Here is a 12,785-nt window from a genome sequence, read left to right on the forward strand (position 1 = left end):
TGATACATAGTGACACAGGAAATGGTCATTGCAGTTGCAGAAAATGCAGTTTTTACAATATTGATAGTTTCGGGACCATTACTTTTAATCGCGTTAGCTAGCGGTCTAGTTGTAAGTATATTTCAGGCGACAACTTCCATTCAAGAGCAGACATTGGCGTTCGTACCAAAAATCGTAGCTGTACTGGTTGCGATTATATTTTTTGGTCCTTTTATGATTTCGAGAATGACAGATTATTTTCATGATATTTTGAATAATTTAGTCCGGTATATTGGGTGAGGAAATGACGGAAATAATACCGAATCTATCAATATTACTATTAATCTTAGTTCGCGTTTCTGCTTTTTTTGTCACTGTACCTTTATTTTCTTACCGTACAATTCCCCCACAAGTACGCATTACATTGGCGGTTGTTTTAGCGTGGATGATGTATTACACGTTTAATATGGAACCATTTGAAATAAATGGTGTGTATTTATTGCTCGTTTTAAAAGAGGCGATTATCGGGCTGATGTTAGGTTTAGCTGCGATGATTATTCTATCTGCTGTTCAGATTGCAGGTGGGTTCATCGATTTCCAAATGGGATTTGCGATGGCAAATATTATTGATCCTCAAACAGGAGCACAATCTCCTTTAATGGGGCAATTTCTAAACTTTTTAACGTTGCTTTTATTGTTGGCGATTAATGGTCACCATCTACTTTTGGATGGTATATTTTATAGTTATCAGTTTTTACCTATGGACCAATTCTTTCCGAACTTTGGGGAAGAAGGAACCGTATTGTTTATTATGAAAATGTTTGTTTCTGTTTTTGCCATTGCATTTCAAATGTCAGCTCCAATAGTTGCAACTCTGTTTTTAGTAACATTAGCGTTGGGGATTACCGGGAAAACCGTGCCACAAATGAATATTTTTGTTATCGGCTTTCCTATTAAAATAGCGGTAGGCTTTCTTGTAATGATAGTGACTATGGGTGTATTAGTTGGAGTTATGAAGGAACTGATTGAATTTATGATTGTTTCATTACGTGAATTAATGGTTATTTTAGGTGGTGGCTAAGATGGAGTTAAAACTTTTAATAAAAGTAGATCTTCAGTTTTTTGCAGGAGAAAAGACTGAAAAGGCAACACCAAAAAAGCGACAGGATGCACGTAAAAAAGGACAAGTATTAAAGAGTCAAGATGTAACTGCAGCTGTATTATTATTACTGTCATTTTTCTTTTTACTCTTTTTTGCACCATTTATGTATAACGGGGTAAAAGGATTTTTACTACAAGGGCTTGAGCGCAATATGTTAATTGAAACGCTGAATGCCGAAACAGTTATGTATATGTATGTCGAGTCCATAAAAGAGATGGCGATTATAGTTTTACCTATTATGGTTGTCGCCATGATTGCAGGTATTGGAGCTAACTTTTTTCAATTTGGCTTATTATTTACAACAGAAACTTTAAAAATCGATTTAAAGAAAATGGATCCTATTAAAGGGATAAAAAAAATTATATCTGTCCGGGCAATCGTCAATTTAATTAAATCATTATTGAAAGTGACATTGATCGGAACGGTTACCACAGTGGTAATCATCATCTACTTAGAAGATGTATTATCGCTTGCTTTACATAGTCCCGCAGAAATATTGGCGACTGTTGCCTATTTATCTGCCATTATGGGAATAGCGGCTTCTATAATGCTCGTGTTCATCGCATTGATTGATTATATTTATGAAAAATACGAATATGAAAAACAATTGAAAATGTCAAAGCAGGATATTAAAGATGAACATAAAAATTCGGAAGGCGATCCTTTAATTAAGTCCAAAATTAAACAGCGTCAACGGGAAATGGCGATGCGTAGAATGATGCAGGAAATCCCTGCCGCAGACGTGGTTATTACAAACCCGACCCATTATGCCATTGCGTTAAAATACGATGAGGACCAAATGGACGCCCCAAGAGTAGTGGCAAAAGGTACTGATTTTGTCGCACAAAAAATAAAACTCATTGCAAAAGAACATGATGTCATTATGGTCGAAAACAGGCCACTTGCCCGTGCAATGTATGATCAAGTGGAAATCGGCCAAGCAGTGCCTGAAGAATTTTTCAAAGCGGTCGCTGAAGTTCTTGCATATGTATACCGTATTAAACGCAAAATTTAACAGAGATTTCAGGAGGGACATCAATGCAAATACGCGATTTAGGGGTTTTAGCTGCAGTCATTATGGTTGTAGCGATGCTCATTATCCCTCTTCCACCTTGGCTATTAAGCTTTTTGATTATCGTCAATATTACATTGGCGCTTCTCGTATTATTAACAGCAATGAATATGAAAGAAGCCCTTGATTTCTCGATTTTTCCGACTGTTATACTTTTATTGACACTTTTCCGTTTGGCCTTATCCGTTTCTACTACGCGTGCAATTTTAGCAGAAGGTGATGCAGGACAAGTTGTAGAAACATTCGGGAATTTCGTGACGGGCGGTAACATTTTAGTCGGTTTAGTAATATTCCTATTACTAGTTATTATTCAATTTATCGTTATTACAAAAGGTGCTGAGCGAGTTGCAGAAGTAGCTGCACGTTTCACCTTGGATGCGATGCCGGGTAAGCAAATGAGTATTGATGCTGATTTAAATGCAGGGATGATTTCAGAAAAGGAAGCGCGTGAACGACGTGAAAAGGTAGCGGGAGAAGCGGACTTTTATGGTGCCATGGATGGTGCTACAAAATTCGTAAAAGGTGACGCTATTGCTTCAATTATCATGGTAGGAATAAACTTACTTTTCGGTATGATTATTGGTATGATCCAAATGGAGCTAAGCTTTGGCGAAGCTGCAGCAAAATATTCGTTACTAACAGTAGGTGACGGGCTTGTATCACAAATTCCCGCGTTATTAATTTCAACCGCTACAGGGATTGTAGTAACACGTGCTGCCTCTAAGGGAAATCTTGGTTCGGACATCACCGATCAATTATTTGCGCATTCAAAATTACTATATGTTGCTGCAGGTACGATTTTATTACTTGGATTGTTTACACCGATCCCAGATTGGATAACAATTCCAGTTGCTGCAGTATTGGCAATTGGTGCGTTCCTAATGGATCGTAAAAAGGATGAAACACCAGAAGAAATGTTGGAAATTGAGGAAGAAGTGGCTTCGGATACGATGAAGAGTCCCGAAAATGTTATTAACCTATTAAATGTAGATCCAATTGAATTTGAATTTGGATATGGGTTGATTCCATTGGTGGATGCTGCGCAAGGTGGAGATTTACTGGACAGAGTTGTTATGATTCGTCGTCAACTTGCATTGGAACTTGGGATTGTTATTCCAATTGTTCGTATTCGTGATAATATACAGCTACAACCGAATGAATACCGAATTAAGATTAAGGGTAATGAAATGGCAAGAGGTGAATTACTGCTGGACCATTATTTAGCAATGAGTCCTGGAGATGACGACTCTATTGATGGAATTGATACAATTGAGCCATCATTCGGTCTTCCTGCAAAGTGGATTACAGAAGCAGTAAAAGAAGATGCAGAAATGTTTGGATATACAGTAGTAGATCCACCGAGTGTGGTATCAACTCATTTAACTGAAATTATTCGAGCAAATGCCCATGATTTACTGGGACGTCAAGAAGCGAAACAATTAATAGACCACTTGCGAGAAACGCATGCGATATTAGTGGATGAATTAATTCCAGCGCCACTTTCAATTGGAGAAGTGCAAAAAGTATTGGCAAAATTATTGCGTGAAAATGTTTCCGTACGCAATTTACCAATCATATTTGAAACGCTAGCAGACTATGCAAAGCTTACGAGTGATACAGATATATTAACCGAGTATGTAAGACAAGCATTGGCAAGACAAATAACGGCTCAGTTTGTGGGTGGTCAACAAGCCTTGAAGGTCATTACTGTTTCTGCAAAGGTGGAAAAGTTATTGGCAGACAGCATTCAGCAAACAGACCATGGTAACTATTTAGCAATGGATCCACAAGAATCACAATTTGTTCTAGAAGCAATTGCAAAAGAAGTTGAGCGAGTTTCTTATATGGAGCAATCACCAATCATGCTATGTTCACCTGGTGTGCGTTTGTATTTAAGACAATTGACAGAGCGTTATTTCCCGCAGGTTCCAATTCTATCCTATAATGAGCTGGATGCAGCAGTAGAAATTCAAAGTGTTGGGGTGGTGAATGTCGAATGAAGATGAAAAAGTATAATGCACCTTCCATTGCCGAAGCTATGAAACAAATCCGGTCAGATTTAGGCGAGGATGCAGTGATTTTAAATTCAAAAGTTGTTATAACGAAAAAGTTTTTTGGTTTGGTGAAAAATAAAAGTTATGAAGTAATAGCTGGCTATGATCAAGTGGAGAAAAAATCAACCTACTTTCCTTTACAAGACATTCCCTCTATCCCATCTTTCAGGGATGATGGATCAACACCGATGATTCAGCCATCTACACCTGTGGAACTACCTAAAAAGGCTTCGCAAGTGGATGGATCTGCAATATCAGGAAATTTCGGGAAAGAAATTGCTGAATTAAAGTCTATGATACAATCAATGCAACGTATGTCGACACAATCTCAATATCCTGATGAATTCCTACCATTTGTCGATTTTTTACAACAGCAGGAACTTGGAGAGGAGCTTATCACAGCAATTAGTGATGAGCTTTTTGAATATTACAGTCAAAATGGCAATCAAATTACGTGGGATCAAATGCAGGAGATTGCTAAAGACTATTTAAGAAAAGAATTATACGATCTTCCGATTAGTGGAATATTGTATGATAAAAAATATATAAACGTTTTAGGTCCAACAGGTGTCGGAAAAACGACAACGATTGCAAAAATAGCAGCACGCTCAGTTTTGGAAAAGAAAAAGAAGATTGGATTTATAACGACCGATACATATCGAATTGCAGCGATAGAGCAATTGAAAACTTACGCGGCTCTATTACAGGCACCTGTTGAGGTCGTTTATAATGCTGCGGATTATGCTGAGGCGATAAAAAAATTAGCCCATTTAGACTTAATTTTTATCGACACTGCCGGAAGAAACTATAAAGAAGCTAAATATGTAGAAGATTTAAAGTCTCTAATTCAATTTGATGACCAACTGGAATCTTACCTAGTGTTGTCTTTAACGGCAAAGCAAAAAGACTTAGAATCAATTATTGATCAATTTAAAGACATAAATATAGAAAAATTTATCTTTACAAAGCTTGATGAAACAAATTCTATTGGCACTATGTTTAATTTAATGATTAAATATAATAAGGGACTCGCTTACTATACTAATGGTCAAGAAGTACCAGAAGATATAGAACAACCAAGTAGTGATAACTTACTAGAGCTTTTTTTCAAGGAGATTTTAGATGAAGGATCAAGCTGAGAAACTACGTCAAAAAATGCTTGGAAGCGAAGAACATATAGGAAGATCGATTGCAGTTGTAAGTGGAAAAGGCGGAGTAGGAAAAAGCAATTTTACAACCAACTTTGCAACACTATTAGCTAAAGCAGGTAAAAAGGTAATCATCTTGGATATGGATATCGGGATGGGGAATGTCCATATTTTAGTGGGCAAGTCTGTGAAATATAGTTTGAAAGATTACTTGGATGGTCAAGTGGCACTGGATGATGCTACGTTTAAAACAGAAGAAGGTGTCAGCTATATATCAGGCGGATCAGGTATGTCGTCATTAATGGATTGGTCCCCGGCTGTATTTGAACGTCTAATAAATGCTTTTGAATCACTGCAAAAGGAATATGATTTTGTATTCTTTGATATGGGTGCTGGTGTCGTTGAGTGGTCGCTCGATTTATTGACATCAATCGAGGAAATCATCGTTATTTCAACAGCTGAACCAACTTCCTTAATGGATGCCTATTCGATGATGAAGTTTATTCACCTAAAAGATCCTCAGAAGGAGTTTTATTTATTATGTAATCGTGCATTTACAGCAGAGGAAGGCTTGGAAACGACTCAGCGGTTAAAAACGGTCATGGTGAAGTTTTTGGGAAAGGATGTCCACATTCTTGGTTCCCTTCCGGAGGATCCAGTTGTTCGCCAAGCAGTACGTCAGCAAACCTTGTTTACGACGTCCTATCCAGACGCTCCTATCTCAAAAACTATGGGCAAGCTCGTTCAGCAGTTTTTAACAGCAGCAACAGAAATGAAAGAAGTGCATGCTTCTAGTCAATCGAGTAAGTTTTTATCCAAATTAAAAAACATCTTTTCGAGAGGTCGTGGTTAAATGAACATCCTAAAGAAAAGTAAGTTATTGGTTGTTGACGATTCTGCCTTTATGCGGAAGTTAATAAGTGATTTTTTTTTGGACCATCCAGACATTGAAGTAATAGGAGCAGCACGCAACGGCAAAGACGCACTAAAAAAAATAGAACAGCTAAAACCGGATGTAGTGACTATGGATGTTGAAATGCCCGAAATGAATGGCTTGGATGCTTTAAAGGAAATTATGCTAAAGTATCCTGTGCCTGTCGTCATGCTTTCAAGTACGACGAAACGAGGAGCAGATAATACCTTAATGGCCATGGAGTATGGTGCTGTTGACTTTGTAGCTAAACCGAGTGGAACAATTTCGTTAGATTTACATAAAATTCAAGATGAGTTAGTTCGGAAAGTGGTTGGAGCTTCGAAAATTTCCATCTCGAAGTTGAAAAAGCCGTTACGTACATCTTTAGCCATTAATCAACCAAAACGTATGACATTTGCGAATGAAGAATCCATTAACCGTAAAAAGACAAAACCGTTGGAAACGATTAATTCTGCAATCCCCCTAAAAGTATGGGGGAAAACGTCCAGAAAAATTATATTAATCGGTACTTCTACAGGAGGTCCAAGGGCATTACAGGAAGTGATTACAAAAATACCTGCATCTGTAAACGCACCGATTTTGATCGTTCAGCATATGCCTGCAGGATTCACAAAATCGTTGGCCACAAGACTTGATCATTTAAGTGATATTCATGTAAAAGAAGCAGAACAAGGTGATATATTACAAAATGGAACGGCTTATATTGCCCCAGGCGGATATCATCTTAAATTAAGAAAAGTCGGTTCAACGTTCGCTGTCTTACTGGACCAAAATGAGCCCCCACGATCGGGGCATCGCCCATCTGTAGATGTCATGTTTGAAGATGTAAGTCAATATTCCGAGTTTGATAAAATTGCAGTAATTATGACCGGAATGGGTTATGATGGTTCTAAAGGTCTAGTTTCACTAAAAAAAACAGGAAATGTAATTGCTATTGCAGAGTCAGCCGAAACGTGTATCGTTTATGGGATGCCAAAAGCTGCCGTGGAAACGCAGCTTATAGATGAAGTGGCGGATGTTGATATTATTGCACAGACAATTATGAAATATATGCCTTAAAAAGGGGTGTCTTAAATGGAATTAAATCAATATTTAGAAATGTTTATTGAAGAAAGCAAAGAACATTTACAAGCATGCAGCGAACATTTATTAGAATTAGAAAAAAATCCGGACGATTTAACAATTGTTGGAGAAATATTCCGTTCTGCCCATACATTAAAAGGGATGGCAGCAACAATGGGCTATGAGGATTTAGCAGATTTAACACATAAAATGGAAAATATACTAGATGCCATCCGTAACGGAAAAATTAAAGTTACTGCAGAAATTTTGGACGTTGTATTTGAATCTGTCGATCATCTTGAAGAGATGGTGTTTCATATCGCTGATGGTGGAGATGGAAAACGGAATGTCCAAGAGACTGTTGAAAAGTTAAAGCGTATTGAATCGGGAGAACCAGCTACAATGGTAGCCGAAGAAAAATTAGCACAATTGGAAAGTGCAGCTACAATGGTTGTCGAGCCAAATGAAAAAACTTTTCTTACAGCAGCTGATTTAAAATTATCTTATGATGACTTTGAAAAGACAGTTATTTTCCAGTCATCAGAACAAGATTTTAATGCCTATGAAATTACGATAGCTTTACGAGAAGATTGCTTATTAAAAGCAGCCCGTGTTTATATGGTATTTGAAATTTTGGAAAAAAACGGTGATGTAATTAAATCATCGCCAACCGTAGATAGACTGGAAGAAGAACAGTTCGACAGTGAATTCCATGTTGCTTTTATTTCGAGGGAGTCATCTGTAGATTTACATAAAATGTTGATGAAAGTTTCCGAAATTGATAGCGTCATTGTCAATGAAATTCATCAGGATGTGTTTGTTACAAAAACAAATGCGATTGACGTACAAGTACCTATTCAGGATGAGGTGGCACCGTCAGCCAATGATGTTTCTGTTCCTGCCGAAAAACAAAAAACGGCATCAAATACTAACAGTAAATCTAGCGGCCATACTACTAGCAAAACAATTCGTGTAAATATTGAACGTCTAGATATTTTAATGAATTTATTTGAAGAGCTTGCAATTGATCGAGGTCGTTTATTGTCGATTGCTAATGAAGTCAATCACGGAGAATTAAATGAAACGGTGGAACGTATGAGTCGCACAATGGGCGATTTGCAGAATATCGTCTTGACAATGAGGATGGTTCCGGTAGAAACAGTATTTAACCGTTTCCCTAAAATGGTACGTCAGTTATCCCGTGATTTAAATAAAAAAATTGAACTTAATATTGTTGGTGCTGAAACAGAGCTTGACCGTACAGTAATCGATGAAATAGGAGATCCACTCGTCCACTTAATTCGAAACTCTGTAGACCACGGCATTGAAAGTCCGGAAGTACGACGTTCAAAAGGCAAGCCGGAAGAAGGAACAGTCGAACTCCGCGCCTACCATAGCGGTAATTATGTCTTTATTGAAATAGAAGATGATGGTGCAGGAATTAATCGTGATAAAGTGTTGGCAAAAGCCCTTTCTAAGGGAATCGTAACACATGAACAGTCATTGGCTATGACAGACAAGCAAATTAATGAGCTGATTTTAGCGTCAGGATTCTCGACGGCGGATGTCATTTCTGATGTTTCTGGTCGCGGTGTAGGTTTGGATGTTGTTAAAACGACAATTGAATCATTAGGTGGTAATATTTCCATCGAATCGACACAAAATGTTGGTTCTGTATTCTCTATCCAATTACCATTAACTCTATCGATAATTTCTGTTATGTTAGTGGAAATTGAAAAGGAAATTTATGCAATTCCATTATCGTCAATTATTGAAACATCCATTATCCGTACTTCTGATATCTTAAATGCCCATAATCAAAAAGTTATTGATTTCCGTGGGAAAGTTGTACCGCTTGTCTTCCTTGAAGAGATTTTCGAAGTACCGCGTGAAGAGAAAAATGATGATGGCTTCCATTCTGTCGTTATTGTTCGTAAAGGTGACAAGTTAGCGGGATTAGTAGTGGATTCATTTATAGGACAGCAGGAAATAGTCCTGAAGTCATTAGGGAATTATTTGACAAATATTTTTGCGATTTCTGGTGCAACGATTTTAGGAAATGGTCAAGTGGCATTAATTGTGGATTGTAATGCATTAATGAAGTAAAAAGGATAAGAGGTGTGAAAGATGACGAATGCAATAGAGCAAAAAAACTTAAAAGTAATTGTATTTCAATTAGCTGATAAAGAATATGCAATTCCTGTTTCTCACGTTAAGGGAATTGAAAAATTAATGCACATTTCCCGTGTACCAAAAACAGAGCGTTATGTTAAAGGCGTGATTAATCTTCGAGGCGTCGTAACACCAGTTATCGATTTACGTGAACGTTTTGACTTGCCGATATCGGGAAATGAAGATACAACACGAATTATTATAATAGCATTGGAAACAATGGAAGTTGGTTTTATAGTTGATTCTGCAAATGATGTGTTAGACATTGATGCGACATCTATTGAACAGCAACCAGAAGTAGTTGGCTCCCTTGACGAGGATTTTATCGCAGGGGTTGCCAAATTAGAAAACCGTTTATTGATTTTACTTCATTTGGATAAAGTGTTAAATACAATTGAGAAATAATAAATTTTCCAATATTATCTTATGTGGATTCTATTTAAAGTAGGGATTATAAATGAACTTCAATGAAAATATTACTTCGATCCATTTAGATGTATTGAAGGAAATTGGAAATATCGGTGCTGCACATGCTGCTACGGCATTATCAAATTTATTGCAGAAGAAAATAGATATGCGCGTACCAGATGTAAAAATGGTTTCATTTAATGAAATGATGGAACTGGCGGGTGGGGCGGAAAATGTCGTTGTTGGAATTTATCTTCGTATTGAAGGTGATGCTAATGGGAGTATGTTTTTTATCCTACCGCTTGAGCAGGCCAATCGATTTATTCGTAGCTTAATACGTGATGATTCTTTTGATTTTAATACGCCTCCTTATTCTGACTTAGGTTTATCTGCAATGCAGGAAATGGGCAATATTTTATCGGGCTCTTATTTATCTGCTTTATCTGATTTTACTGGACTTAAAATCTATCCGACTGTACCGGGATTAAGTATTGATATGTTCGGGGCTATTATTAGTATTGGGCTTATTGAACTATCGCAAATAAGCGACACTGTAATTGTTATAAATACATCTATTTATGAGGAAGCGATTTCCGATGATAAGGCGGTGAAGGGGCATTTCTTTTTAATGCCGGAACCGGATTCATTTGCAACAATTTTTAAAGCATTAGGAGTACCTACTACATGATTGTTACTAATTTAAATGATGTGATTAAAGTAGGGATTGCACAAATGGATATCGTTAAAGCTCCTAATACGATTCGTACTTCAGGTCTAGGTTCCTGTGTTGGAGTTGTTATTTATGACGAATCTAAAAAAATAGGTGGAATGGTTCATGTAATGTTACCTGATTCAAGCCTGAATCGTACCAACACTATTAATGAAGCCAAATTTGCTGATACGGGTATTCTTGCTTTAGTAGACAGTTTAAAGCGAGAAGGGGCACAAAGCTATAAAATGAAAGCTAAAATTGCCGGTGGGGCACAAATGTTCCAATTTACATCAGATAAAGATTCGATGCGTATCGGTCCAAGAAATGTCGATGCCGTAAAAACCCAATTGAAAAAGCTGAACATACCCATTATTTCAGAAGACACTGGTGGAAATAGTGGTCGCACAATCGAGTTTAGTCCAGTAACAAACATGCTCAATGTCCGAACAGTTAATAAAGGAGTGAGTGAAATATGATGTTTGGTTCAATATTTTATAACTTATGGGCAGCATTACTATCGTTCGCTGTTTATTTTATTTGGGCAATTCAAAATCCATATGCTTTGCCATTCCAAATAATAAGTACATCTTTTTTAGTCGCGTTCATTGCATTTTGTGGTACGTATTTCCTTCGTTATTTCCTAGGCTATGTTTTCTATACACCGGAAACTCCTGTCTTTGTAGAAACCGAAGATGAGATTATAAGTAAAACAACGATAGACGAGAGTAATCAGCAATTCACAACTCGTAGTAATCAGTCCACAATGGAATTTGATGAAGAAAATACGGAGGATATTGCTCAAGTTGTTCGAACGATGTTGCATGGCGATGAGGCACTTTCACGATAAAAGAGTCGTACTTTCGGCTCTTTTTTTGTATTCAGGAAAATGTGTAGATGTTGTGTCTCACAGTTCCTTACATGTTTATTTTTGGGCTTTTTGGTATAATGAATAGTAATTATACTCACTTTAAAATAAAAGGGGGAGGTACGTTTGACTGAGCAAGGACATGGAGACGAACAAGCATTATGGATTCGTTGGACAAAAAACCGAGATCCCGAAGCAGGAGACATTTTAATCAAAAAATATAAGCCACTTGTAACGTATCATGTTCAGCGTATAGCTACTGGACTTCCTAAAAATGTTTCGAGAAATGATTTAATGAGTCTCGGAATGATGGGACTCTTTGACGCATTAAATAAATTTGATATAAATCGAGATTTAAAATTTGATACGTATGCTTCCTTTCGCGTACGTGGTGCAATAATCGATGGACTGCGAAAAGAAGACTGGCTTCCACGTTCAGCACGTGAAAAGGCTAAAAAGTTGGAAGCTCAAATTGAAACACTTGAGCAAAAACTCATGCGCCATGCAACACCTGAAGAAGTTGCTGCACAGATGAATTTACCTGTGGAAGAAGTTTATCAAACCTATCAGGAGCACTTCTTTTCGAATGTGCTCTCAATAAATGAACAGCTTGATCAAGAAGACAGTGAAGGCAAATCTTTCGTCATTCGCGATGACCAAACAAAGACACCCGAACAGCAAACAATACATTTAGAGCTTTTAGGAGATTTGGCGGAAAATATAAAAAAGCTAAACGAAAAAGAACAGCTTGTCATTAGCTTATTCTACACAGAAGAAATGACATTGACTGAAATTGGGGAAGTATTGGAGTTATCTACGTCACGCATTTCTCAAATACACTCTAAAGCACTGTTTAAATTACGTAAATTATTATCTTCAGAAATGATTAATACGTAAGGAGGCGTCTGTATGAGTCTAAAAGGGCTGGAGCTGCAAATTGCTATACCAAAAACATTTGATGCTGGCAAAATGGCGGATCAGCGTCAACAAAACAATATTCTTCAGCAAATGCATGCTAATGAAACACTTAAAAAGGAAATAGAACGCAAGCAACTATCGGTAAACGAATCGGATAAAATGGATGCTCTAAAAGATGATGACGAACAATCTGAACACAATCAGTCACAAACGCAGCAAAATAAGAAAAATAAAGACCAATTGGAACAAAAAGCACAACATCCTTTTAAGGGAAATCTTTTTGATTTTAGTGGTTAGGA

The 12,785-nt window shown here is 37.2% G+C and carries 14 protein-coding genes; all 14 read left to right on the forward strand.

Features of this window, described 5'->3' with window-relative positions:
- Positions 1–9 precede the first annotated feature (9 nt).
- The 14 genes from fliQ (at position 10) to SNE38_RS03555 (ending at position 12,783) form a co-directional block, all read left to right on the forward strand.
- Positions 10–279: a flagellar biosynthesis protein FliQ gene (gene fliQ / locus SNE38_RS03490; RefSeq protein WP_191698397.1), complete on the forward strand. Its 270-nt coding sequence runs from the start codon at positions 10–12 to the stop codon at positions 277–279.
- A gap of 4 nt (positions 280–283) precedes the next feature.
- A complete protein-coding gene (gene fliR / locus SNE38_RS03495) occupies positions 284–1,060 on the forward strand; it encodes a flagellar biosynthetic protein FliR (protein ID WP_336045857.1) in 777 nt (258 codons plus the stop codon).
- 1 nt (position 1,061) lies between these two features.
- Positions 1,062–2,156: a flagellar biosynthesis protein FlhB gene (flhB, locus tag SNE38_RS03500; protein ID WP_336045858.1), complete on the forward strand. Its 1,095-nt coding sequence runs from the start codon at positions 1,062–1,064 to the stop codon at positions 2,154–2,156.
- A 23-nt stretch (positions 2,157–2,179) separates the two neighbouring features.
- The gene (gene flhA, locus SNE38_RS03505) at positions 2,180–4,213 is read left to right on the forward strand and encodes a flagellar biosynthesis protein FlhA (RefSeq protein ID WP_191702395.1); all 2,034 of its coding nucleotides are present in this window, start codon (positions 2,180–2,182) and stop codon (positions 4,211–4,213) included.
- Positions 4,210–5,406: a flagellar biosynthesis protein FlhF gene (gene flhF / locus SNE38_RS03510; RefSeq protein WP_336045859.1), complete on the forward strand. Its 1,197-nt coding sequence runs from the start codon at positions 4,210–4,212 to the stop codon at positions 5,404–5,406. The genes flhA and flhF overlap by 4 nt, the downstream gene beginning before the upstream one ends.
- The gene (locus SNE38_RS03515; RefSeq protein ID WP_336045860.1) at positions 5,390–6,268 is read left to right on the forward strand and encodes a MinD/ParA family protein; all 879 of its coding nucleotides are present in this window, start codon (positions 5,390–5,392) and stop codon (positions 6,266–6,268) included. The genes flhF and SNE38_RS03515 overlap by 17 nt, the downstream gene beginning before the upstream one ends.
- The gene (locus tag SNE38_RS03520) at positions 6,269–7,408 is read left to right on the forward strand and encodes a protein-glutamate methylesterase/protein-glutamine glutaminase (RefSeq protein WP_336045861.1); all 1,140 of its coding nucleotides are present in this window, start codon (positions 6,269–6,271) and stop codon (positions 7,406–7,408) included.
- Positions 7,409–7,423: 15 nt separating this feature from the next.
- On the forward strand, positions 7,424–9,517 hold the full coding sequence (locus tag SNE38_RS03525; RefSeq protein ID WP_191702398.1) for a chemotaxis protein CheA: 2,094 nt from the start codon (positions 7,424–7,426) through the stop codon (positions 9,515–9,517).
- 21 nt (positions 9,518–9,538) lie between these two features.
- Positions 9,539–9,988 (forward strand): chemotaxis protein CheW, encoded by a 450-nt coding sequence (locus SNE38_RS03530; RefSeq protein WP_191702399.1) that lies wholly within the window; start codon positions 9,539–9,541, stop codon positions 9,986–9,988.
- Between the two features lie 52 nt (positions 9,989–10,040).
- Positions 10,041–10,679 (forward strand): chemotaxis protein CheC, encoded by a 639-nt coding sequence (locus SNE38_RS03535; protein WP_191702400.1) that lies wholly within the window; start codon positions 10,041–10,043, stop codon positions 10,677–10,679.
- Entirely contained in the window at positions 10,676–11,179 is a 504-nt protein-coding gene (locus SNE38_RS03540; protein WP_191702401.1) for a chemotaxis protein CheD, read from the forward strand. Before SNE38_RS03535 ends, SNE38_RS03540 begins: the two co-directional genes overlap by 4 nt.
- Positions 11,176–11,550: a multidrug transporter gene (locus SNE38_RS03545; protein WP_225223616.1), complete on the forward strand. Its 375-nt coding sequence runs from the start codon at positions 11,176–11,178 to the stop codon at positions 11,548–11,550. Before SNE38_RS03540 ends, SNE38_RS03545 begins: the two co-directional genes overlap by 4 nt.
- A 144-nt stretch (positions 11,551–11,694) precedes the next feature.
- Complete coding sequence (locus SNE38_RS03550) at positions 11,695–12,465, forward strand: FliA/WhiG family RNA polymerase sigma factor (protein WP_191702402.1); 771 nt, start codon at positions 11,695–11,697, stop codon at positions 12,463–12,465.
- A 12-nt stretch (positions 12,466–12,477) separates the two neighbouring features.
- Positions 12,478–12,783 (forward strand): RNA polymerase subunit sigma, encoded by a 306-nt coding sequence (locus SNE38_RS03555; RefSeq protein ID WP_191702403.1) that lies wholly within the window; start codon positions 12,478–12,480, stop codon positions 12,781–12,783.
- The last annotated feature ends 2 nt before the right edge of the window (positions 12,784–12,785 follow it).

The sequence above is a fragment of the Solibacillus ferritrahens genome, from assembly GCF_037027585.1.
Lineage (GTDB): Bacteria > Bacillota > Bacilli > Bacillales_A > Planococcaceae > Solibacillus > Solibacillus ferritrahens.